At 34.4% G+C, this 22,352-nt stretch carries 23 protein-coding genes and 2 pseudogenes; 13 read left to right on the forward strand and 12 right to left on the reverse strand.

Translation table 11 applies throughout. The features are described 5' to 3' along the window. Positions 1–122 precede the first annotated feature (122 nt). Positions 123–1,289 (forward strand): transglutaminase domain-containing protein, encoded by a 1,167-nt coding sequence (locus NKR74_RS09125; RefSeq protein ID WP_253629315.1) that lies wholly within the window; start codon positions 123–125, stop codon positions 1,287–1,289. Positions 1,290–1,424: 135 nt separating this feature from the next. Here the strand turns inward: NKR74_RS09125 and NKR74_RS09130 are convergent. The 3 genes and pseudogenes from NKR74_RS09130 to NKR74_RS09140 form a co-directional block, all read right to left on the reverse strand. Continuing rightward, positions 1,425–1,607, reverse strand: a pseudogene (locus NKR74_RS09130) (ArsR/SmtB family transcription factor); the annotation flags it as partial. A gap of 161 nt (positions 1,608–1,768) precedes the next feature. After that, positions 1,769–1,993: a hypothetical protein gene (locus NKR74_RS09135; RefSeq protein ID WP_253629316.1), complete on the reverse strand. Its 225-nt coding sequence runs from the start codon at positions 1,991–1,993 to the stop codon at positions 1,769–1,771. An 84-nt stretch (positions 1,994–2,077) separates the two neighbouring features. Further along, positions 2,078–2,425: a DUF4257 domain-containing protein gene (locus NKR74_RS09140; protein WP_098310449.1), complete on the reverse strand. Its 348-nt coding sequence runs from the start codon at positions 2,423–2,425 to the stop codon at positions 2,078–2,080. A 312-nt stretch (positions 2,426–2,737) separates the two neighbouring features. On the opposite strand from NKR74_RS09140, the gene rsgA reads away from it, so the two are divergent. Both rsgA and NKR74_RS09150 read left to right on the forward strand, forming a co-directional pair. After that, positions 2,738–3,790, forward strand: a complete 1,053-nt coding sequence (gene rsgA / locus NKR74_RS09145) for a ribosome small subunit-dependent GTPase A (RefSeq protein ID WP_098310450.1) — start codon at positions 2,738–2,740, stop codon at positions 3,788–3,790. 321 nt (positions 3,791–4,111) lie between these two features. Beyond that, positions 4,112–4,480 carry a DUF3979 family protein gene (locus NKR74_RS09150; protein ID WP_253629317.1) on the forward strand — a complete coding sequence of 123 codons (369 nt, stop codon included), beginning with the start codon at positions 4,112–4,114 and terminating at the stop codon, positions 4,478–4,480. Between the two features lie 27 nt (positions 4,481–4,507). On the opposite strand, the gene NKR74_RS09155 is transcribed toward NKR74_RS09150, so the two are convergent. Beyond that, a complete protein-coding gene (locus NKR74_RS09155) occupies positions 4,508–5,548 on the reverse strand; it encodes a YkvI family membrane protein (protein ID WP_253629318.1) in 1,041 nt (346 codons plus the stop codon). Between the two features lie 354 nt (positions 5,549–5,902). On the opposite strand from NKR74_RS09155, the gene NKR74_RS09160 reads away from it, so the two are divergent. Further along, a complete protein-coding gene (locus NKR74_RS09160; RefSeq protein WP_253629319.1) occupies positions 5,903–6,361 on the forward strand; it encodes a DUF3939 domain-containing protein in 459 nt (152 codons plus the stop codon). A 95-nt stretch (positions 6,362–6,456) separates the two neighbouring features. After that, on the forward strand, positions 6,457–6,708 hold the full coding sequence (locus tag NKR74_RS09165; RefSeq protein ID WP_309247650.1) for an MFS transporter: 252 nt from the start codon (positions 6,457–6,459) through the stop codon (positions 6,706–6,708). Between the two features lie 50 nt (positions 6,709–6,758). Here NKR74_RS09165 and NKR74_RS09170 read toward each other — a convergent pair whose 3' ends face one another. From NKR74_RS09170 to NKR74_RS09180, 3 genes are all read right to left on the reverse strand, one after another. After that, the gene (locus tag NKR74_RS09170; RefSeq protein WP_253629320.1) at positions 6,759–7,382 is read right to left on the reverse strand and encodes a LysE family translocator; all 624 of its coding nucleotides are present in this window, start codon (positions 7,380–7,382) and stop codon (positions 6,759–6,761) included. A 378-nt stretch (positions 7,383–7,760) separates the two neighbouring features. Further along, positions 7,761–8,762, reverse strand: a complete 1,002-nt coding sequence (locus NKR74_RS09175; RefSeq protein ID WP_253629321.1) for an LLM class flavin-dependent oxidoreductase — start codon at positions 8,760–8,762, stop codon at positions 7,761–7,763. Between the two features lie 267 nt (positions 8,763–9,029). Beyond that, positions 9,030–9,446 (reverse strand): DUF1259 domain-containing protein, encoded by a 417-nt coding sequence (locus NKR74_RS09180; RefSeq protein WP_098310457.1) that lies wholly within the window; start codon positions 9,444–9,446, stop codon positions 9,030–9,032. Positions 9,447–10,126: 680 nt separating this feature from the next. Between NKR74_RS09180 and NKR74_RS09185 the strand changes: the two genes are divergently transcribed. Continuing rightward, on the forward strand, positions 10,127–11,167 hold the full coding sequence (locus NKR74_RS09185) for an FUSC family protein (RefSeq protein ID WP_098310458.1): 1,041 nt from the start codon (positions 10,127–10,129) through the stop codon (positions 11,165–11,167). Between the two features lie 145 nt (positions 11,168–11,312). Here NKR74_RS09185 and NKR74_RS09190 read toward each other — a convergent pair whose 3' ends face one another. Next, on the reverse strand, positions 11,313–11,504 hold the full coding sequence (locus tag NKR74_RS09190) for a DUF3896 family protein (RefSeq protein ID WP_098310459.1): 192 nt from the start codon (positions 11,502–11,504) through the stop codon (positions 11,313–11,315). Positions 11,505–11,685: 181 nt separating this feature from the next. On the opposite strand from NKR74_RS09190, the gene NKR74_RS09195 reads away from it, so the two are divergent. Then, entirely contained in the window at positions 11,686–13,158 is a 1,473-nt protein-coding gene (locus tag NKR74_RS09195; protein WP_253631118.1) for a flavin monoamine oxidase family protein, read from the forward strand. Positions 13,159–13,197: 39 nt separating this feature from the next. Here the strand turns inward: NKR74_RS09195 and NKR74_RS09200 are convergent, their stop codons facing one another. Further along, on the reverse strand, positions 13,198–14,100 hold the full coding sequence (locus tag NKR74_RS09200) for an aldo/keto reductase (protein ID WP_253629322.1): 903 nt from the start codon (positions 14,098–14,100) through the stop codon (positions 13,198–13,200). Between the two features lie 180 nt (positions 14,101–14,280). On the opposite strand from NKR74_RS09200, the gene NKR74_RS09205 reads away from it, so the two are divergent. Then, entirely contained in the window at positions 14,281–15,231 is a 951-nt protein-coding gene (locus NKR74_RS09205) for a CobW family GTP-binding protein (RefSeq protein WP_098310462.1), read from the forward strand. Between the two features lie 32 nt (positions 15,232–15,263). Here NKR74_RS09205 and NKR74_RS09210 read toward each other — a convergent pair. Both NKR74_RS09210 and NKR74_RS09215 read right to left on the reverse strand, forming a co-directional pair. After that, positions 15,264–15,734, reverse strand: a pseudogene (locus NKR74_RS09210) (GNAT family N-acetyltransferase). Positions 15,735–15,869: 135 nt separating this feature from the next. After that, positions 15,870–16,808: a metal ABC transporter substrate-binding protein gene (locus tag NKR74_RS09215; protein WP_253629323.1), complete on the reverse strand. Its 939-nt coding sequence runs from the start codon at positions 16,806–16,808 to the stop codon at positions 15,870–15,872. A 269-nt stretch (positions 16,809–17,077) separates the two neighbouring features. Between NKR74_RS09215 and NKR74_RS09220 the strand changes: the two genes are divergently transcribed. Continuing rightward, positions 17,078–17,221, forward strand: coding sequence for a hypothetical protein (locus tag NKR74_RS09220; RefSeq protein WP_253629324.1), 144 nt, complete (start codon positions 17,078–17,080; stop codon positions 17,219–17,221). Positions 17,222–17,298: 77 nt separating this feature from the next. Next, positions 17,299–17,958, forward strand: coding sequence for an oxidoreductase (locus NKR74_RS09225; RefSeq protein ID WP_253629325.1), 660 nt, complete (start codon positions 17,299–17,301; stop codon positions 17,956–17,958). 169 nt (positions 17,959–18,127) lie between these two features. On the opposite strand, the gene namA is transcribed toward NKR74_RS09225, so the two are convergent. Beyond that, positions 18,128–19,156 carry an NADPH dehydrogenase NamA gene (namA, locus tag NKR74_RS09230; RefSeq protein WP_098310468.1) on the reverse strand — a complete coding sequence of 343 codons (1,029 nt, stop codon included), beginning with the start codon at positions 19,154–19,156 and terminating at the stop codon, positions 18,128–18,130. Between the two features lie 351 nt (positions 19,157–19,507). Between namA and NKR74_RS09235 the strand changes: the two genes are divergently transcribed. The 3 genes from NKR74_RS09235 to fosB all read left to right on the forward strand — a co-directional run bounded on the left by NKR74_RS09235 (position 19,508) and on the right by fosB (position 22,338). Next, entirely contained in the window at positions 19,508–19,960 is a 453-nt protein-coding gene (locus NKR74_RS09235) for a methylated-DNA--[protein]-cysteine S-methyltransferase (protein WP_253629326.1), read from the forward strand. Positions 19,961–20,211: 251 nt separating this feature from the next. Next, complete coding sequence (locus NKR74_RS09240) at positions 20,212–21,864, forward strand: peptide ABC transporter substrate-binding protein (RefSeq protein WP_253629327.1); 1,653 nt, start codon at positions 20,212–20,214, stop codon at positions 21,862–21,864. Between the two features lie 57 nt (positions 21,865–21,921). Then, a complete protein-coding gene (gene fosB / locus NKR74_RS09245) occupies positions 21,922–22,338 on the forward strand; it encodes a FosB/FosD family fosfomycin resistance bacillithiol transferase (protein ID WP_253629328.1) in 417 nt (138 codons plus the stop codon). The last annotated feature ends 14 nt before the right edge of the window (positions 22,339–22,352 follow it).

The raw sequence follows: 22,352 nt of genomic DNA on the forward strand, positions 1-22,352 counted from the left end.
CAACTTTAATGCGATTTATAAATGTAAAAAATCGGATTTTCTTTTTTGTGAAAATTCGTATATAGTTGATGTATGGAAGAAAGCTATTTTAAGATTATCTTATGCTACGAGGATGTGATGAAATGAAGAAGTCTATAAAATATGTATCTACTATGGTACTTTGCTCATCTATTATAACCGGAGCGCTTCATATGCCTTCAGTCTCATACGCTGCTACAAAACAAGTAGGAGATACGGCTAATTCTGTAAATGATGCAAAATTAATTACAGAATTTCAGCAAGAATTACAACAACATCTAAATAATCGTGAAACAAATATTACAATTAAATATAAGACGAAACATGCTAATGTACAAGAAGTTTTGGATACATTGGTGCAGGCTTATAATCAAACGTTAGAAAAAGATGAATACTTAAAATACAATGTAAGCAGCACAAAGTTTTCGATTCGGGGTTTACCAGGAAATTACTCATTTACACTAAATATTTCATATCGTGAAACGAAAGAGCAATCACAGTACGTAATGAAACAAGCGAAATCAATTGTAAATTCAATAATTACAACTGGAATGGATGAGAATGAAAAAGTAAAAGCCATTCATGACTATGTAGTGAAACATGTTTCATATGACACATCGCTTCAGTCTTATACCGCATATGATGCGTTAGCAAATCATTCGGCGGTTTGTCAAGGATATGCACTATTAACGTATCAGCTATTAAAAGAGGCTGGAATTCAATCTCATATTGTAACGGGAACTGGAAATGGTCAGTCTCACGCATGGAATCTTGTAAATATTGATGGTAAATGGTATCACCTAGATACGACATTTGATGATCCAGTTCCAGATAAACAGGGACGTGTTATGTATTCTTATTTTAATATGTCTGATGAGCAAATGAGTAAAGATCATCAATGGGATCGTAGTAAATATCCAGTTGCAAATACAAACTATTATAATGAGTTAACGACTAAAATTAAAGCAGGCAATAAGAAATCCTCTAGTTATCAACAAATATTAAAAGATACAAATCTTGTTTATTTAGCACCAGAATTTGGGGCTGAAGATTACAAACAGTTAAAGCAAAAATTACAACAAAAATTCACATCTAAACAAGAAAAGATAGAACTTTGTTACCATCAAACAGTAGATAAAACGATGCAAGATGTTAAAAAGGTATTGAATGAGATTTCTTGGCCAAAAGGAGCAAAGCAAGTATCGTATCAGGTAGCTCCTTATCAAGCGCAAGCTGGATCCTCATTGTTAACAATTACATTTACGTATTAAATTGTGTGAAAGGGCATCTAAATGAAGATGCTCTTTTTTTGTGCAAGTGTATTTTGCATATTTGAGTGTTATTGATTACTGCAGTTATATTATTATATGAATTCAGAGCCTGTTAGAACTGGGACAACGGTGTTATTAATAAGGTTCTGTCGCTTGTAAAATAGTGTCTAATAATCCTGGGAACCTTTTGTTTAGATCGTCTGTCCTAATAGAGATGAAACGTTGTGTCCCTTCAATTCTTGTATACATAACACCAGATTCTTGTAATAATTTAAAGTGACGCGATAGTGTGGATTTGGCAATCGGAATTTTTACAGCCAGCCTGTATTTCTTTTCTCTATTTACATTTAAACGAAGTGGCATTAGAAGAAATATATACTATGAAACAAAGCAAAAAATAGCTTTATAGTATATATGTTAAATAAAAAATAATTATATTATGTAAACTGAAATACTAAAGCACTGTTTTCATGTATAAACTAAAACAGTGCTTTTCGCTTTGAGTGAATCGTTGCAGCATTTTCATCTTTAATGCCAGCTTCTTTAATAATACGTTGTTTTGCTTTATCTAACAAATTGTTTACTGCTTCACCAAAATAGTTTGCTTCTTGTTTTGTGCGGGCTTCTCGTAAACATTTGTAGTTTTCTATCAGCTCCTCTTTTTCAGGGTCTGTTAAGAAATCTTCTATCTTTTTGTTTGTCATACGAAACACCCTCTCTTCTGACAGACACTTCAATTCAGAATTTTATTTTTCATTATATCAACAATTCCTTAGCTATAGTACATATTAACGGTTTAATAATTTGTCAATTTCTTGTATTTTTTCATTTGCTTTATTTATTTGCATATTCTTTGCTTGTTCTCCTCCAAGTGCTTGGTGGAGTAAAAATGTTTGACCAGAAATTGCAGTAACGATTGCAACTTTAATAATTTCTTTAGTTGTTGTCGCATCAAATAAAACAAGGCCCAATAGTGCAGCAAGACTACCAGTAATGATGTCGGCAAAAAAACCAAGATGGAAAAATGTTTTTAATCGGCGTGGAAGCAACAATTTGCCTTGATGATTGATAAGATGGGCAACAAAACCGGTAATTCCACCAACGAGAAGAGCTGTTAGCCACGAATACATATCCATCAGATCCACTCCTTTTAGTTAAATACAATTCTGTTTATATTACAGAAACTCCTTTTAGGACTTTATATACCATATATTGAGAAAATTGGTTTAGGGTGGGTACTTTTATTATACCGAAAATTCTGTCATAAATGGTAGATATTTAAATTGAAATTTCATATAATAAAATTAAATCTAACGAGAACGGAGTGATGTATTATGGCGATTGTTTATAAGCTTTATACAGCTAATGGAAATAAGGAAGGAATGGGCGGCGCTTTGTAAAGAATCGCTATATCCTTCCGCATTATACATTTTAGGGAGGATACGAATTTGAATCGTAATCATTTAGTAACATTTGGATGGGACTTATATTTTGAAGACCAACTATTGGAAGAATGTGAAGTAGGACGTGTTTTGTTAGAGCATAAACATATGTATCGGATTATATGTGAAGATGGTGAATACGTAGCTGAGTTAGCAGGGAAATTTCGCTATGAAGCAAGTGAGAAAGGCGATTATCCTGCAGTTGGTGATTGGGTAAGTGTAACAAAATTGCCAGAAGAAAAGAAAGCGATTATTCATACTGTGCTTACAAGAAAAAGTTCTTTTTCTAGAAAGGTAGCTGGAGAGAAAACGGAGGAACAAATTGTAGCAGCGAATGTGGATTATCTGTTTTTAGTTAATGCTTTAAATGCTGATTTTAATGCGAGACGAATTGAACGTTATTTATTGTTAGCGTATGAGAGCGGAGCAACACCTGTTGTTATTTTGACAAAGAGTGATTTATGTACAGATATACAGCAAAAGGTGATGGAAACAGAGGCCGTTGCAATTGGTGCACCTATTTTTGCAGTTGATAGTCTGCAACAAACCGGAATAGAGACGTTACAACAGTTTTTACAACCAGGAAAAACAATTGCGCTTGTTGGTTCTTCCGGAGCAGGAAAGTCCACATTATTAAATGCTTTAATGGGAAATGAAGTGGCGAAAACAGGTGGAATTCGTGAGAGCGATAGTAAAGGAAAACATACGACAACGCACCGAGAATTGTTCCAATTACCAACTGGTGCACTTGTTATTGATACACCAGGAATGAGGGAATTGCAGCTTTGGGAAGGAAGCGGGGCGATGCACGCAACCTTTTCTGACATTGAAGAAGCTGCGAAAAAATGTCGTTTTCGTGATTGCCAACATGAGAATGAACCAGGTTGTGCAATTCGCATTGCTATTAATGAGGGAACATTAGAAGAAGCGCGACTTTTCAATTATAAAAAGTTGCAAAAAGAAATTGCTTATGCGATGAGAAAACAAGATGCTCTTTTGGCTCGTACAGAGCGCGAAAAATGGAAAAAGACAACGAAGCAAATGAGGCAGAAAAAATAAAAATAAAACTCCAAAGGCGTAGATGCATCGGTTGAAGAACAATTAGCCTCTATGGAGGAATTTGGTTTAGCAGCTGGAACAATATCACAAATAGCTGAAAATTACAAGTGTTAATTGAGCCGATTTAAAGTGTAATAAAAAAGTGCGTGGGAAAAGTAACCCACGCACTTTTCGTTTTAGTTACGATGAAATTTGGTTTTTAAATTGATGCTATAGAGTTTCGGACGGGAAAATACAGCTGTTATAGTCATTTGTGGTACAATAAATGTTACTATATAGAAGTAGGGTATAATGAGCAAGAGGCAAGAGAGGGGTTATTTTATGCTACATGAGGAGATTACATCATTTTTTCAAGTTCCTCCGCAAGAAGTTGGAAGTCAAGGATGGAAATATTACATTCAAGAGGAAAACGGCGCGTATTCTATAACAGAAACAATATTATCAACAGGTACAAGTATAGAGCTATTTTTTAATGAAGACGATGAGATTCGTCTCGTTTTATATAAAGATGGTCAGCCGATTACAACGATTCAACGTATTGCTGTCCAAAAGATGGATATTATTAAAGATGAGGAAAGCTTTCAATTTGTATTAGATCGTATGCCAAGCCGTATGATTCGATTACAGTTAAAACCATTTCTTGCAGTTGAAATGGGATTGTACTGGGAAGTATGTGAAGATTGTGAGTAAAAAACATCCGTTACTAACGGATGTTTTTTATGTTTTTTGCTGTTGTTTGAAAGCAATAATTGGAAGCAGAATTAAGCTAATCCATCCAATTACAGGATATAGCATATGAAGTAATTCACTATAACCGATATAACTAAAGCAATAACTAATGAGTAAGATAAAATAAATAATGATGTTACTCTTCCACCCAGTGATAGATTGCATCTGTTTTGTCATACCAAATACATTACCAACGAGTGTTGTAAATACTTCCCCAAAAATAATTAACACAAAAAAGAAATGAAAAGTAGCATTGAAGCGGCGTACAACTTCTGCCATTGGAATATTGTATTGATAAAATTGTTCAACAGATAAAATAGCGAGGTGACTACATAACAAAATTAAACAAAGACCTGCTCCCCCCAATATCCCTCCCCATTTAATGGCTTTTTGATCTTTTACTTCACTTGCTAATGGTACAAGTACACTTTGGGCGAGAGAAAGGTTGAGTGCAACATATGTGACTGGACTTGTAATCCATTTGACATTCCAATTTTCAGAAGGTGTTATGTTGAAAAGAGAAGTTGCATCATGAAAGAATGTTGTAATAGATAGCCCTACAATAAAAATCATCATAATTGGTACGACGAGCGAGTTGACTTCAAAGACTCCTTGTAATCCTCTGCTCCCAATTACAATACAAGCAAGTATCGTTATAAAGATACCAAGCTGTCTTGGTAGGCGAAGTTGTTCTTCAAATACCGCTCCAGCTCCGGAAAGCATGACGCTTGTTACACCAAATAATACGAGAAGTAATAAAATATTTACAACGTTACCAAAGATATCTCCAAATAAATATTTGTTAAATTCTTGAGCAGAAAATGCTTCAATTTGTGAAGAAAGAAGCATCATTTTTGTACCTAACCAAATAAAGAAAATACCGCTTACTAAAATACCAATTGTTCCGTATGTACCATGAATTGTAAAGAATTCAACGATTTCTCTTCCTGTTGCAAATCCAGCTCCAACAACAGTGCCTATATAAGTAGCAGCAATTTTCTTTGCTACTTTCCATTGTTGATTATCCATTTAATCCCTCTTTCTTGTATGATGAGCTTCATTTATTTTGCAGCCTCACCCTAACTTTTGCTATATCTCCACTGATGGAAAACTCGACTAATTGGGTTCTTTAGGGCAGTTATTCTCTACCCATCTTCTTTGTTTTTTTCTGAATTTTGAGGTAAGGGTCTTACTACCGTCTACAAGAATTGGTTCAACTAACGAGCAATGAGAGATAAAGCCCTTATTTACCGCTGAAACTTTCACTTTACTACATACATATGAATGAGTTTGGACAAACATACGATGAAGTTGGATTTTTTGTATTATTCATATTTGTCTTACAGTTTGTGGTATAATGAAGCAAAAAAGGGGGCAGAGAAGATGTTTCGCTTTTTTAAAAAAGGGAAGGAAGAAAGAGAAATTACGCAAGATGAGCTAGAACTTGCTATGGCAAAATTTCTTGAAACGAATGCGAATGTGGTATATACGGTATTAGTAAATGATGATTACACGGTTAATTATGATTTATTAAAACCGTATTTACCGGCTTTTCCTACAAATGTGTTCATTATTACGAAGGAAACCCTTGAAGTATTTGAGAATACACAAGAAAATCTTGCTCTTGTCAAAGAAATTGATGATGTACAGCGTGCTGTTGATCAATATGTGACAGAGAAAGAAGCCTTTCCAATCGTCGAAGGAAATGAGAATCGGCTTATATGTTCGATAAAGTTAGGGCCATACTTAAAAAGGACGCTAGGACGTGATTTATATGTATCAGAGAAACATTATTTAGTGACAAGCAAGCCTGATAAAATGAATAAAAGTATTGTACAATAAAGAAACAACAATGGAGAATTGTTGTCTTTTTTTTTTGTAAATATTATGTGGGAAGAGATAGAGAAGAGGGGACTTCATGATTCTGAGGAAATGGGATTCAAAATAGTTTTGTTTCTAAATTGGCGCCTCAACATATGCGAGGACAATACTTTGCGGCAGCAACACTTCGATGGTCTATCGGCCGAACAATTGCACCGATTGCGATTCCCTTAACAGCATGGATAGGTTATCAATACACATTCTATATCATTGCAGTACTTGCATTTTTGAGTGCATTTTTATATTCCATGATGTTCCAGTTGTTACAAGGACGAAAAATTCAGGTGAAAAAGACGATAAATGAATAAGTAAAATAACACGCTCTCTTTTTGTAAGAGCGTGTTATTTTATATATAGATTATATTTTTCGTTCTAGCGCTAGTTTAATGCCGAATCCTATAAGAGCAGTGCCTGTGATACTTTGCATAATGCGCTGTGTGGCAGGTTTTTTCATAAATGTACGAACACGATGAATGAAATAAATGTACAATAAAAACCATATAGCAGTTAGTACAGTATAAGTCATTCCCATCGTAAGAAATTGTATAAATATATTACTCTTAGCATCTATGAATTGTGGCAAAAATGTTAAAAAGAAAATAGCAACTTTAGGGTTTAGAAGGTTTGTAAGGAAGCCTTGAAAGAAACAAGATGTTGTTTTATATGCTGTGTTTATATTACTTTCTACAGTTGCTGTATTTGTCTTTAGAGCCCATAGCGCTTTAATCCCTAAATATACTAAATAAATGGCACCAACATATTTAATGATAGAAAATAAAAACGCAGATTGAACAATAATTGTTGAAAGACCTAATATTGCTGCAGCGGTATGAATGAAAAGAGCACAACAAGTTCCAAACATCGTTTTAAAACCGCCGGACCTTCCGAGTGTAAGAGTATTTTGAGTAGCTATGGCAGTATCTGGACCAGGTAAAAGAATAAGAAAAATAGACATCGTAACGAAAAGATAATAGTGTTGCATTTTGTGTCCTGCCTTTCTAAAAATAGTATAAACAGAAGAGGGTGGTATTTTATCCTGCTATTAGCGTGCAGTAAGACCCCATATCAAGATTTAGAGAGAAGCAAAGAAGATAGGTAGGGGATGAAGAACCCTCCCACTGATGGAAGTTTCACTTTATATGATAATGAGTTGTTCATTTTTTTTATAAGATTTCGCATTATTCAGTATGTATTTCTATAATATATTCATAGAAGTAGTGAAGTCTATAATAAAAAAATTTATGCCTATTTACAAAGTGTTATATAGTGAAAACTGAGTTGGAATAGGAAATATCATGTTATATATAGAAAAACCATATGCAAATTTAGTTTGCATATGGCCTTAATTCAAGGGGATTTTTCACAATTGAAATGCTTCTGCTAGTAAGCGGTAGGAGTTTAATTTATCTTCAAAATTATGTGTGATTGTTACGATCATAAATTCTTCTGTGTTATAAACTTTGCTTAAAGCGGAGATTTGTTCTTTTACTTGATGTGGATTACCGACAATCATTCGTTTTCGATTTTCTTTTATACGTAAAAAATCAAATGCACTATATGGATAATTGAGAGCTCTTTCGATAGATGGCGTGCCGGTTGAACGTACGCCTTGTTCAATTAATAAAAGGGCTAGATCTAAGCTAGATACAATTTTTTGTGCTTTTTCTTCTGTTTCTGCACAAATGACAAAAATAGCTACGATAGATTGCGGCTTTTCTCCTAAGAAAGAAGGCTGGAATTGATTTTGGTAATTTTTTATGATTTCTGGACCGCCATAACTATTAATAAATTGTGCAAATGTGAAAGCTGTACCTTGTTTAGCAGCAATCATCGCACTTTCTCCGCTAGAACCGAGTAACCAAAGATTTGGTGCAGTTGGAATAGTTGGAGCAGCATGTAAATGTGCAAAGCGATGATTATCTGGTAAGCGGTCGTGTAAATACAGGGATAAGTCTTGAATTTGTTCAGGGTATTGATCGAGTGAAATCATTTTCCCTTCTTGGAGTGCCCGTGTTGCAATAGGCATTCCGCCTGGAGCTCGTCCAACTCCTAGGTCAATACGGTTTGGGTATAGTGCTTCTAGCACGCGGAAATTTTCAGCTACTTTATAAGGACTATAATGAGGGAGCATAACACCGCCAGAACCTACTCGAATACGATTTGTTTTAGCAGCTATGTGAGAAATTAAGATTTCTGGACTTGAACCCGCTAAGCTAGTAGAGTCATGATGTTCTGATACCCAAAAACGAGTATAGCCAAGTTGCTCAACTTCTTGCGCAAGTCGAACTGTATTTGAAAACGCTTCTATTGCTGTACTTCCTTCTGCGATAGGAGATTGGTCTAGAACGCTTAATTTTATCATATATAATACCTCTCTTTTGTTATCTACGAAGTATTATATATTCACTTACTAAAAATGTATAATAAAATGCTTACTTCACCATTTGGATGCCAAATTCCTATTGAAGAATCGTTTTATGAATGCAATTGAGATAATTTTTTTTAAGAAAAATATTTTGTATTGATAGAGCAATAGATTTATGAGTTTCCCGTCCAGAGGTTCCTCGCCTGAGTAGGGGGGAGCTATCGGTTAAACTTCATATAAAAAATACATACGATACACCTATCATTAACTCATGTTATCAGCAACGGGATAGCTACTTAAGACCGAAAAAGAATTTGCCATTTTTTTTGCAAAATTTAATGGTGGCTCTACCGATTGGACATGAATATACATAATTAATGGATTCGTATATAACCAATGATTATGTAGAGCACTAACAATAATTCCTTGTTGTACAATGGATTGCATAAATGCAGGAATTTCTTCTTGCAAAACAGCAATTTCCCCTAAATTCAACGCATTACCATTTTGATCCAAAGATTCAAAGCCTACTCCAGCAGGTATTACAGACATACTTGGTTTTCCTTGAACAAGTACCTTAAAATTGCGGTGGAAAGATACTGAACAAGCACCTTGATCTATTTTACTTTTCCCTTTGAGGATCGCAGCAAATTGTTCACAAAGAAAATTAAAGTTATTCATAAATTTAATCCCCCTTTATTATACAAAATGATGCATTTAGAGCTTTAATATAAAAAGGATTTATCCCACATTCTATTTATAAATAGAGCTGCGAGAATCTTTAGGTAACCTGAAAATAATCTAAAGGCTTCCATAAAAATACAGATATTTTTATAGACACCAGCTACTGTTTCATCCCTTCACTTTCTCTCCTAACCAAGATTCCAAAAAGATAACATTTATATAACTATATGGATAAATTGCCCATTTTAGAATAAAAAATAAGAATTTTAAATCAATTGGAATTAATAACGAAGAAAAAGATAATTATTAGGTATATTTGTATTTAATCTAACAATATAGGATCCACTTCAGAAAATTTGAAGGGGATTCATTTTTACATAATCAGTGTTATTGGAAGTTCGACTATTGGAAAAGATATAGCTATATGGATTGAGGGTATAAAAAGTATAGAACAGGGCAGGGGAATAATTATATCCATGATATATCCGTTTTTGTAACCATTTTTATTTTAAAAACAAGCTTTTCTATGAAATATTAATTCATTCTTGCATCGATGAAATAAATCAGTTTCATTTGTAATAACTTAATTCACTCTAATTCATGGTAAGTATAGGAGTGAAAGAACTGTAACACATCAAAAATGTATGTAAGATTATTCTTTGAACAAGGGAGTTTTTATGCAAAAAAAAACGGGTAAACAAAAAACAGGACTACTAAAAGGATTAATACTCATAACAAAAATAGCTTTAGCTTCTGGTGTATCATGGGAATTAGCAAAAATGTTAGGGTCAAAACACCCTTATTTGGCACCATTAACTGTTATTCTTTCTATGCAAGAAACTGTCCAGCATTCTGCCATGTATGCTTTTTACAGAATTATCGGCACTATTTTTGGAATTTCTATTACCGTTTTTATTATCAGCCATTTAGAAGTGAACGGATGGACTATAGGATTATTACTATTTGGAGGAATGTTGCTTCCAGTTATACTAAGGGTACATAAAACCATCATACATCAAGTGGCTTTAACGATTTTATTAGTCTTTGTTTTTGTGCATAAAACGAGCTATTATGTCTCAGATCGAATCAGAGATACTATCGTAGGAGCACTTATCGCCATTATTATTCATATGCTGATTTTTCCACCCAATTATGTGAAAGAAGCTCGTTGGACGTTAAATCAATTTGGATGCCATCTTGTACAGCTGTTTGAAAAGACAGCCCATTGGGTAAATACTAACTGCGACCCTGTTAAAGGACAAGATCTAAGAAAAAATATAACAAATCTACTTCAGGAACTGCATCAGGTACAAGAAGATTTTAAGCTGGCAGAAAAAAGCTTGAAATTAAATCCATTTATTAAGAATAAAAAACAAATATTAAAACAAAACGAACAATTCATTTCGCAGTTAAAGACAGGATATATGTATATTTCCAATATACTAAACACATTCAGTGACTGGTCCCAAACAGATGTTATTTCAAAAGTTGATCAACAACAATGGGCTATTCAATTACAAATGTTGGGGAGATACATAGAAAAGCAACTCAACGGAAGTTCAGAGAAGCATCAAAACTCTAAGAGTTTAGACTTACTGGACCTATCTTCGATTTCTGTACAAATCAATATCTCACCGGAATTAGAGCCCTATAGATATCAATTAAGTTTGTATAATGACACGCTCAAACTAATTCAGGAGTTAAGAAAAGGACAATAGTAACTACTAGCCTCTCCCTAATCAATGGTGTCGTGTGCGTTGAACAAAAATAAGAGGTAAGTATATATTAAACCCGACTAATATATACTTACCTTTATTTATTAGATTTTTAACCTTTAGATCTGGATGATTTTTATACCTGTTTTTAGTGAGAAATTCCTCTTTCAAAATGATTCATTTCAACTAAATTAAGAATATATTCGTAATTATCAATCGTTCTCTTGATTTCATTGCGCTCACTTTCTGTTAATTTTACATCTGTTAATCGTTTACATAGCTGAGATTTTTGACTTTCTAATTGTTTCTTAGTTTCATGATAGTTGTAAGAGCGTTTCATATTTCCATCCCCTTCCTTACATTTCCTATCTACATTTTTAGTATACGGTTAAATAAAAGAAATAAGTGCATATCCTTTCGAACTTTTAGTGAATATTCAGAAAACAAAGAATAGGCCATTCCTTCCATGAATACAATGCATTGAAATATGATTTTGTACTGATAAGTAGGAGTGTGGGATGATGCAAATAAATATGCAATCCCGTCTTACAACCAACGAGATGTTGTCTATTATTGAAAATGGTTTACCGAAAACGACAGTACCGAAAAATATTATTATTATTGGAGCAGGTATGGCGGGGTTAGTGGCTGGATCATTATTGAAGGCTGCTGGTCATCGTGTGAAAATATTAGAGGCAAATGATCGAATTGGCGGGCGTATTTATACGGTTAGAATGCCGGAAACAGGCTTATATCTAGATGTTGGAGCAATGCGGATTCCTTATACACATGAACTAACACTTGCATATAATAAGAAGTTTGGATTGAAGTTAAATCCATTTATTAATCGAAATGATACGGATATTATATATGCAAATGGTCGCAAGACAACATTGAAACAATATGAGAAAAATCCGAGTATTTTACGTTATCCAGTTGCAGCGAATGAAGAAGGAAAATCATCGGAAGAGTTGTTGATGTTAGCAATACAACCAATTCTTGACTTTATTAAAAGAGACCCAGAAAAAAATTGGAGTATTGTAGAGAAAGATTTTGGTAGGTATTCTACAGCAGAGTTTTTAAAAGATTATCCTCACCAATATAAAGTATCTTTTTCACCAGCTGCTGTAGAAATGATAGGGGTACTTCTTGATTTAGAAGGATTTTTAGAAAGGTCTTTTGTAGAAACATTGCGCTTTATTTTCATTTTACAGCAATCTACAGGATTTTATGAGATTGAAGGGGGCAACGACGCATTGCCCAGAGCTTTTTTACCGCAATTACAAGATGATATTGTCTTTCAACAAAAATTAATGAAACTAGAACAGCACGAAAAAGGAATTACAGCATATTGCCGTAATGAAAAAACGTTTGAATACAGCAGTATTACAGGAGATGTTATTATTGTTACCATTCCGTTTACAACAATGAGATTTGTTGAAATCGATCCGTATGATTCTGTTTCTCATGGAAAATGGAGAGCCATTCGGGAACTACATTACATGGCCGCTACGAAAATAGGGATTCAGTTTAAAAGTCGATTTTGGGAAGAACAAGGTCAACTTGGTGGCCGTATTATTACCGATTTGCCTATTCGTTATGCATATTATCCAAGTCATGGTATTGGTACAAAAGGTCCTGGAATGGTACTTGGAAGTTACACATGGTCGTATGATGCATTGTTGTGGGATGGCTTATCTGAAAGTGATCGTATTTATTACACTTTGCAAAATTTAGGGAGAATACTTGGAAATCAAGTGTATGACGAATTTATTTCTGGGATATCGAAAAGTTGGACATTAGACCCATATGCATTAGGAGGATTTGCAATCTTTCAGGCAAATCAACAATCAGAATTACAGAATGATATTGTGAAACCAGAAGGAAGAATATATTTTGCAGGAGATCATACTACGTTGTATCATGGCTGGATACAAGGGGCAATTGAATCAGGAATTCGGAGTGCAGCAGAAATAAATCAATTACAAATGTAAAAAGAACATGAGAATGAATCTCATGTTCTTTTTGTGTACTTATGGAACGGGATGACCATTTGAACTTTCAAAGATTGTAAACCATTGCTGACGGTCTAATGTTAATTTTGTTGCTTCAACAGCTGTTTTGACACGTTCTAGTTTACCAGAACCAACAATTGGTAGCATATTAGCTGGATGAGCAAGTAGCCATGCATACATAATAGAATCAATTTTAGCAATGTTAACATCAGCGGCGATTTGCTCCAATGTATGGCATAAGCGAAGTGTACGTTCATTGTTTCCTTTAAAAATTTCACCGCCAGCAAGAGGAGACCAAACCATAGGAGAAATTCGGTTTTCTTGACACTGTTCAATCGTACCTTTTTCAAAATGCTCAAGCTGCAGAACAGATACTTCGATTTGATTTGTAATAAGCGGGAAATCTAAATATGAACTTAACATATTGAATTGGGAAGGCAGAAAGTTTGATACACCAAAGTGTCGTACTTTTCCATCTTGTTTTAAGCGAGAAAAAGCTTCTGCAACTTCTGCGGGATCCATGAATGGATCTGGGCGATGAATGAGTAATACATCGATATAATCTGTATTTAGGTTTTGTAGTGATTGTTCAGCACTTTTTATAATATGCTCAGCACTTGTATTATAGTGAACGACGTAGCGTTCTGGAAATTTAGGTGATGTGAGAGCGATTCCGCATTTTGTAACAATTTGCATATTGTCACGTAAACTTGGTTTTAATTGCAGCGCTTTCCCGAATAAAGCTTCACATGTATAGTCGCCGTAAATATCAGCATGGTCAAACGTTGTAATCCCCATCTCCATACAAGATTCAATAAAAGAAAGTAATTCTTGATCGGTCATATTCCATTCTGCTAAGCGCCAAAACCCTTGAATGATTTGAGAAAATTCTAGGTTTTGAGCCATTTGAATTCGTTCCATTTATGAAGGTCCTCCTTGCTGATATGTATGAACCTAATCAATATGAAAAGGTCTTCTTATTTACCATTATTATATATTTGTGTAGACATGCTTACAACTAATATGTTTCGTATTCAGAAAATAAGAAGACAACCTATGATATAATACGTAATCATATATGTAACAAGGAGATGTAGAACAGTGATTCCAGTAACGATATTAACCGGGTTTCTTGGTTCAGGGAAAACAACTTTATTAAACCGTATTTTGTCTGAAGAGCATGGAAAGAAGCTTGCTGTTATTGTAAATGAAATTGGACAAATTGGTATTGATAATCAATTGATTATGAATGTAGAAGAAGAAATTATGGAAATGACAAATGGCTGTCTATGTTGTACAGTGCGTGAAGATTTACTTGTCGCACTAAAGCATTTATTAGAAGTAAAAGCGGAAGGTAAAATGGATTTTGAAGGTTTAGTGATTGAAACAACGGGACTTGCAAATCCGGGCCCGATTATTCAAACATTCTTTTTAGACCCTATTATTCAGTCCGCATACCAAATTAATGGTGTAATAACTGTAGTAGATAGCTATCATATACATAAACACTTTGAAAAAGGTTTAGAAGCAAAAGAGCAGATTGCTTTTGCTGATATGGTTTTAGTAAATAAATTGGATTTAATAGAGAAGGCAGAAAAAGAAAATTTGCTTATTGAATTACAAGGGATCAATCCAACTGCAAAATTAATCCCAACAACAAACTGTGAAGTAGATATTCCTTCGTTACTAGATATACAAACATTTAAAACGCGTGATAAGTTAGAAATTTATCCGCATAAAGAGCAGCATCATTTAGAAGGTGTAAAGTCATTTGTGTTAAAGGAAGAGCGTCCTCTTGATTTACAAAAGATAAATGAATGGATGTCAGCTGTTGTACAAGAATTAGGAGAGTATTTATATCGTTATAAAGGAATATTATCTGTTGAAGGAGTAAATCGCCGCATTGTTTTCCAAGGTGTACACACGTTATTCGCTGCTTCATATGACAGGGAGTGGCAAGAAGGAGAAGAACGTGTAAGTGAGATTGTTTTCATTGGTAAAGATTTAAATAAAGAGTGGTTTCAAGAGCATTTTAAAGAATGTATAAAATAAGCCTGCATAAAAGCAGGTTTATTTTTATTGTTTTATGGAAGTTTCACTTTGTCTATAAGTAACTCCATCACAACACCAACAACAGGACCTTCAACGTCAATATCACCAGTTAAGTGAAAGCCAAATGATTCATATAGTTTCATTGCTAGGTTGTTATCAGGATGAAGACTTAAATAAATTTTTTTGCATTGGTATTCTTGTTGTAAATACGTAATTAATAAGCGGAGAAATTGTTTCGCATATCCGTTTCCTTGGAAGTTATAATCAATCATAAAACGGTCTAACCATACACTTCTATCTTTTTTGGAATACCATCCATACATTGCGTATCCCACAAGGGTTTCGCCATCATATAAAGATACTGACGTTCCATTTTTTTCGTATAGTGATTAGGCTAAAGAAAACACATTGCTTTCAATAAATTGTTGCTGCTCCTTTGCCACGTTTAGTGCAGCGACTGAACGCCAATTATGTGCTGTTACTTCACAAATGTGAAGATTCATAGTTCCAACTCACTTTCTGAATCATATCTTTAAAGCTAATGTGGATAATTTTACTTGTTGTTTCATTTAAGTCAAGCTGTAGCCCATGAAAAAGACAGCTGAAAAAATTTCAGCTGTCTGAAAGGGAAAACACATTTAGTTTGTTGCTTCTTTTAAAGTGTTAATGTTTTCTTCCATCAATGTAAAGTAATCCTTATTTTTTTTCGCATCGTCATCGGAAATTGTTGCAAGATGATTTAAGCGTAAGATTTTTGTTCCTGTTTCTTTTTGAATGACTTCTGCTACTTTTGGTGTAGAGAATGTTTCAAATAAAATATATTTTAATCCATGCTCTTTTGCGGTTGATGCGATAGAGGCCAGTTCTTTTTGAGACGGTTCATCAGAAGCAGAAATACCTGCAATTGGAATTTGTTTGAAACCATAGCGTTGTTCCCAATATCCGTATGCAGCATGAGAAACTAAAATTTCTTTTGTCTTTGCATGATCAGCAACTTCTTTAAATTGACTATCTAAATCTGTGAATTTTTTTTGCAATGCTGCAAAATTTTTCTCGAATTCTTCTTTATGTTCTGGTTGTAGTTCTACAAGAGCATTTTTAATTGTTTCAGCTTGCTTCATGGCAAGTGTTGGGTCTAACCAAACATGAGGGTCTTTATCATGATGATGCTCTTCTTTATGACCTTCTTCATGTTCCTCTTCAGTTGAAGATCGCAGTTCTATACCATTTGATGCATTCACAATTTTGACATTTTCATTTTTTAATGTTTTTTCCATTTTTTCAGCAAATGGTTCTAATCCAGCTCCGTTATATACAAATAAATCTGCTTTGGCAACTTGTACAGTTTGTTTTTGAGTTGGCTCATATGTATGAGAGTCTGCACCTGGTGGATAAATGGCTGTTACGTCTACATAATCACCACCGATTTTTTTAGCAAAGTCAGCTAAAGGGAAAATAGTTGTATAGACGGAAAGTTTGCCATCTTTTTTATTTGCTGTGTTATTTTGTTTCGAACATCCAGCAAATATAAGGGTAAATATTAGTATGAATGAAAATATGAGTGATTTTTTCTTCATTTTATGCTCCTCATTTCTTTACTTTCTAGCATTCATTTTCTCCAAAAAAAAAGAATATCTTTCTTTTTAATAAAACGGAATAATTTCGTTTTGATTTACCGATTTAGTATAATACATCTTTGAAAATGTTGCAATAAATAATAATGATTACGATTTATAATTTGTTCTAAATTTGTCACAATGCTATGGTTTATTTTTTATGTTTTTGCATATATCTTTCCATTTCTTTCATATAGTGTGATAGAGGGTGCAGAAAAGGGGATGAGCGAATGGAATATGGAATCGAAGCGATTTTATTGATATTGGCTGTTGTGTGTCCGTTATCATGTGTACTTCTTTTTTTAAAAGTACTTATTCGGAATTTAGGAGATCCAAGTACAATTACTGAGATGCCAAAAAGAGAAAAAGAATAAACAAAGCGCTTGCATATTGTATTACGCTGTGCTTATGATAGAGAAAGATATTAGAAGATAAAGAGGTATAGAAACGTATGAAAACAAGAACAGCCTTAGTACTTGGAGCTAGTGGCTTAGTTGGACAAGAAGTGACACAGTTACTGATTGATTCGGACTATTACGATTCAGTTACGATTTTCGTACGAAAGCCGCTGGAATGGGAACATGAAAAACTGCAGCAAAGGCAGATCGATTTTTCAATTTTAGAACAATATAAAGAATTTTTTGCTGTAGACGATGTGTTTAATTGCCTTGGTACGACAATTAAAAAGGCAAAGACGAAAGAAAACTTTAAAAAAGTTGATTATGATTATACAATACGTGCTGCTCGTTTAGCAGAAGAACAAGGCGTACAAAATTTTCTTGTTATTTCTTCGATGGGTGCAAATCCAAAGTCACTATTCTTTTATTCACAAGTAAAAGGACAGATGGAGGAAGATATTAAAAAGCTAGTCATAGAAGGCATTCATATTTTCAGACCATCCCTTTTACTTGGAGAACGAGAAGAGTTTCGTTTTGGGGAAAGAATGGGAGAAAAAATTTCAGGCATTATGCCGTTTTTATTTAAAGGGCCTTTTACAAAATATAGACCGATTTCAGCAGAGCAAGTGGCAAGAGGAATGTATGTAACAGCGCTGCGTGAAGAGTCTGGGGTCCATGTACATGAATCTTCGGAGATTGCTAAGATGAAATAAAAGAGAGAGAAGATGTCTTCTCTCTCTTTTATTTTGTAGTATTTGGGCAGTAAGCCCCCACCTCAAGATTAAGAGAAAACGAAATAGGTGGGGGTTACTGCCCGTTAGTGAGGGATTGGTTCAACTAACCCTCAGCGGAGGATAAAGAAAACCCCCGCTGAGGGAAGTTTCACTTTATTTTTCCTGGAGCCCGGCTATACTGAAACGGCTCAGCTAATTCAAAACCAAGTTCATTCGCTGCTGTTCTTGGGAAATATGGGTTTCGCAATAGTTCTCGGCCGATAAAGATTAAGTCAGCAGAATCTTGTTGTAAAATTTCTTCTGCTTGCATGCCACTTGTAATAAGTCCAACAGCACCTGTAGCGATAGAGACATGTTCTTTTATATGTTTTGCATAGGATACTTGATAACCAGGATATACATCAATATGTGCTGGTACAACAGCTCCAGAACTACAATCAATAAGGTCAACGCCTTGCTCTTTCATCCACTTCGCAAATGTTACATAGTCTTTTATAGTTAAACCTTCTGGATGATAATCATGAGCGGAAATACGAATGAATAATGGACCATTCCATATTTTTTTCACTTCATCAATAATTTCTCGTAAAAAACGATAGCGATTTTCACAGGATCCACCATATTCATCTGTACGATGGTTTGTTAACGGAGATAAGAATTCATTAATTAAATAACCGTGTGCTCCGTGTAATTCAATGATATCAAATCCAGCTTCTTTTGCACGTTCTGCTCCATTTCGAAAGGCTGTGATAGTTTCTTGTATTTGTTCTTTACTCATTTGTACAGGAATTTTCATTGAAGAATCAAAAGGAATAGCTGATGGAGCAATAGGATCTGTATTGAGAACCGCTTTTCTACCTGCATGTGCAATTTGAATAGCTGCTTTTGCTCCATATTCATGAATCATATCGACAACTTGACGTAGACCATCTATGTGTTCATCATTCCAAATTCCTAAATCTTTGTGGGAGATGCGCCCTTCTGGTGTTACTGCTGTAGCTTCTAGCATAACAAGCCCTACTTGACCAGCTGCACGCGATGTGTAGTGAATAAGATGGAAATTTGTTACTTTTCCGTCTTCGTTTTCAGAGGAGTACATACACATAGGTGACATAACAATTCGGTTCTTTAGTGTAACATCTTTTATTGTATACGGTGAAAATAATTGGCTGTTCACAATAATGATCCTCCTTTATTTCGTCTAAATGGGAATTATTTAATCGTAATTTGCTTATCCTGCTATTCGCGGGCAGTAAGAGATCCCCCATCTATCTTCCTCGCTTCTCTTTGAAGCTTGAGGTGGGGGGCCTTACTGCTGGAAGTTTTACTTTATAAAGCCAGAGTGGTTAAATGAATCGTCTTGATGGTATTGTAGCATCTCGTTCTTTTTTTCCATAACGAAATGCTTAAAGCTATATTATGTCATGATTAGTCTGCGTTTAGTAAATCATTATAATTTTAATGTTTTAGAATGAAAGGTTTACATCATGATACAATAGCAAATATATGAGGAACTAGGAGGTGTTTTATGTATCAAGCATATTATGAAAGTGAAATTGGATGGATTGAAGTAAAAGGGGATGAAAACGGCATTTCTTCAGTATTATTTGTAGAACAAAAACAAGAAGATGTCCTTCATCCAATTGTTGAGCAATGTGTAATGGAGCTAGATGAATATTTTCATAATAAACGAACAGTATTTACTGTACCGTTACAAGCAACGGGAACTTCGTTTCAAAAACAAGTATGGAATGCGCTTTGCAGTGTTTCGTATGGAAAAAGTGCTTCTTATCTTGATATCGCAGAGAAAATTGAAAACCCAAAAGCTGTACGTGCTATTGGCGGAGCGAACAGTAGAAATCCGATTTCTATTATTGTGCCTTGTCACCGAATTATTGGGAAGAACGGGAAATTAGTAGGTTATGAAGGTGGACTTTGGCGGAAAGAATGGTTACTAAAGCACGAAGGGTTTTTAAGATAATAGAACAAATCTTTAAAATGCAATTATTTGTGTAAATTGGCCGATAAGCTAATGATAAAGGTATTTTACAAAGTAAAGCGGGCATTAATAGGAGTGTCCTTCCTGTTAATTATGAGATAAAAGTGACATGTGTCACTTTTTCTTTTTTTTATAGATAGTATTTTAAATTATCAGAAGATTATGTATAATACTATTCAAGAGTACTTGGTCTTATTTTTAATCGTTATATACAGAAAGAGGGGAAAGGGTCTATGAAGAAGAAAGTGTCACTTATTACAGCAATTGCACTCTCTACGAGTGTGTTAGTTGCTGGGTGTGGAAATGGAGAAAAAACATCAACAACAGAAAAGAGCGGTAATGAAGCGCTTGCTGATAAACAAGTGCTAAATTTACTAGAAACAGCAGAAATTCCTTCTATGGATACATCGAAATCAACTGATACTGTATCGTTTCGTGTATTTGTTAATGCAATGGAAGGGTTATATCGGTTAGATAAAGACAATAAGCCAACGCCTGGTATGGCTAAAGATGTAAAAATTAGCGAAGATAAGAAAACGTATACATTTCATTTGCGCGATGCAAAATGGTCAAACGGAGAGCCTGTAAAAGCAGAAGATTTTGTGTTTGCATGGCGTCGTGCTGTTGATAAAGCAACTGCATCAGAATACGCTTTTATTTTGTTTGATGTGAAAAATGCCGAGAAAATTAATAAAGGAGAATTACCGCTTGAACAGCTTGGTGTCACAGCAAAAGATGATAAGACATTAGTTGTTGAATTGGAGAAACCTACACCATATTTCTTAGAGCTTACGACATTCCCAACATTTTTCCCGTTAAATGAAAAATATGTGAAAGAACAAGGGGACAAATACGCATTAGAAGCAGATAAATTATTGTATAATGGACCATTTGTGATGAGTGAATGGAAGCATGAACAAAGTTATAAATTAAAGAAAAATCCAAACTATTGGGATAAAGATACTGTGAAACTAGAGGAAATTAATGTAAGTGTTGTAAAGGAAACATCAACAGCTGTAAATTTATATGATAGCAACGAAGTGGATCGAGTAATTTTAAGTTCGGAATTTGTTGATAAGTATAGAAACAGCAAAGAGTTTAAATCAGAATTAGACCCACGTATGTACTTTATTCGTTTTAATGAGAAGAATCCGATTTTTTCGAATAAAAAAGTGCGTGAGGCTATTGACTTAGCATATGATAAAAAGGGAATTGCAAATGTTATCTTAAACGATGGCTCGTTACCTGCATATTACTTAGTACCACAAAAATTCACAACAGGACCAGATGGAAAAGACTTCCGCGAAACAAATAAAAACTTCCGTGATGGTAAAGATAATGCAGCGAAAGCGAAAAAACTATGGGAAGAAGCGAAAAAAGAGTTAGGTCAAGATACAATTACAGTTGAAATGTTAAACTACGATAAAGATAATTTGAAAAAAGTAGGAGAATACATTAAATCAGAGCTGGAGAAAAACTTACCTGGTTTAAAAGTTAATATTAAACAGCAGCCGTTTAAACAAAAGTTAGATTTAGAGAAGAAGTTACAATATGATTTCTCTTTATCAGCATGGAGCCCGGATTATCCAGATCCAATGACATTTATTGACATGTTTACTTCAGATAGTGCGTTCAATGAAATGGCATATTCTAATTCGAAATATGATGAACTAGTTGCAAAATCAAAAGGTGAGTTGTTAACAGATGAGAAAGCGAGATGGAAGGCACTTTCTGAAGCGGAGAAAATTCTGTTTGAAGATGCAGCAATTTCTCCAGTTTACCAGCAAAGCATTGCTTTCCTTGAAAAATCTAAGGTAAAAGGAACTGCTAAGCATACATTTGGCGGAGATTTTAGCTATAAATGGACGTATATTACAAAAGAATAGTACGATAAAGGTGCGCGAATATTGCGCATCTTTTTTTATTGAGAGGAGATAACGACAGTGATAAAAGGAATGAACCATCTTTGCTTCTCTGTTTCGAACTTAGAGAAATCAATACAGTTCTATAAGCATGTGTTAGAAGGAAAGCTGCTTGTAAAAGGGAGAAAACTTGCCTATTTTGACGTATGCGGAATGTGGTTTGCGTTAAATGAAGAAAAGGATATTCCAAGAAACGAAATTTGTCAGTCGTATACACATATTGCGTTTTCGATAGAAAAAGAAGATTTTACAGCCTTGTTACATCGTCTTGAATCTAATAAGGTACATATTTTACAAGGGCGAGAGCGTGATGTGCGAGATTGCCATTCTATTTATTTTACAGACCCAGATGGTCATAAATTTGAATTTCATACAGGGACACTTCAAGAGAGATTACGATATTACAAAGAAGCAAAACCGCATATGTTATTTTACTGAATATTGGGGGAGGA

The sequence above is a fragment of the Bacillus sp. 3103sda1 genome, assembly GCF_024159135.1.
Lineage (GTDB): Bacteria > Bacillota > Bacilli > Bacillales > Bacillaceae_G > Bacillus_A > Bacillus_A rhizoplanae.

Excerpts from the sequence above, each read along its gene's own strand:
- NKR74_RS09125 (WP_253629315.1), top strand. The coding sequence starts at position 123 with ATGAAGAAGTCTATAAAATATGTATCTACTATGGTACTTTGCTCATCT.
- NKR74_RS09135 (WP_253629316.1), bottom strand. The coding sequence starts at position 1,993 with ATGACAAACAAAAAGATAGAAGATTTCTTAACAGACCCTGAAAAAGAG.
- NKR74_RS09140 (WP_098310449.1), bottom strand. The coding sequence starts at position 2,425 with ATGGATATGTATTCGTGGCTAACAGCTCTTCTCGTTGGTGGAATTACC.
- NKR74_RS09150 (WP_253629317.1), top strand. The coding sequence starts at position 4,112 with ATGCTACATGAGGAGATTACATCATTTTTTCAAGTTCCTCCGCAAGAA.
- NKR74_RS09155 (WP_253629318.1), bottom strand. The coding sequence starts at position 5,548 with ATGGATAATCAACAATGGAAAGTAGCAAAGAAAATTGCTGCTACTTAT.
- NKR74_RS09160 (WP_253629319.1), top strand. The coding sequence starts at position 5,903 with ATGTTTCGCTTTTTTAAAAAAGGGAAGGAAGAAAGAGAAATTACGCAA.
- NKR74_RS09170 (WP_253629320.1), bottom strand. The coding sequence starts at position 7,382 with ATGCAACACTATTATCTTTTCGTTACGATGTCTATTTTTCTTATTCTT.
- NKR74_RS09175 (WP_253629321.1), bottom strand. The coding sequence starts at position 8,762 with ATGATAAAATTAAGCGTTCTAGACCAATCTCCTATCGCAGAAGGAAGT.
- NKR74_RS09180 (WP_098310457.1), bottom strand. The coding sequence starts at position 9,446 with ATGAATAACTTTAATTTTCTTTGTGAACAATTTGCTGCGATCCTCAAA.
- NKR74_RS09185 (WP_098310458.1), top strand. The coding sequence starts at position 10,127 with ATGCAAAAAAAAACGGGTAAACAAAAAACAGGACTACTAAAAGGATTA.
- NKR74_RS09190 (WP_098310459.1), bottom strand. The coding sequence starts at position 11,504 with ATGAAACGCTCTTACAACTATCATGAAACTAAGAAACAATTAGAAAGT.
- NKR74_RS09195 (WP_253631118.1), top strand. The coding sequence starts at position 11,686 with ATGCAAATAAATATGCAATCCCGTCTTACAACCAACGAGATGTTGTCT.
- NKR74_RS09200 (WP_253629322.1), bottom strand. The coding sequence starts at position 14,100 with ATGGAACGAATTCAAATGGCTCAAAACCTAGAATTTTCTCAAATCATT.
- NKR74_RS09215 (WP_253629323.1), bottom strand. The coding sequence starts at position 16,808 with ATGAAGAAAAAATCACTCATATTTTCATTCATACTAATATTTACCCTT.
- NKR74_RS09220 (WP_253629324.1), top strand. The coding sequence starts at position 17,078 with ATGGAATATGGAATCGAAGCGATTTTATTGATATTGGCTGTTGTGTGT.
- NKR74_RS09225 (WP_253629325.1), top strand. The coding sequence starts at position 17,299 with ATGAAAACAAGAACAGCCTTAGTACTTGGAGCTAGTGGCTTAGTTGGA.
- NKR74_RS09235 (WP_253629326.1), top strand. The coding sequence starts at position 19,508 with ATGTATCAAGCATATTATGAAAGTGAAATTGGATGGATTGAAGTAAAA.
- NKR74_RS09240 (WP_253629327.1), top strand. The coding sequence starts at position 20,212 with ATGAAGAAGAAAGTGTCACTTATTACAGCAATTGCACTCTCTACGAGT.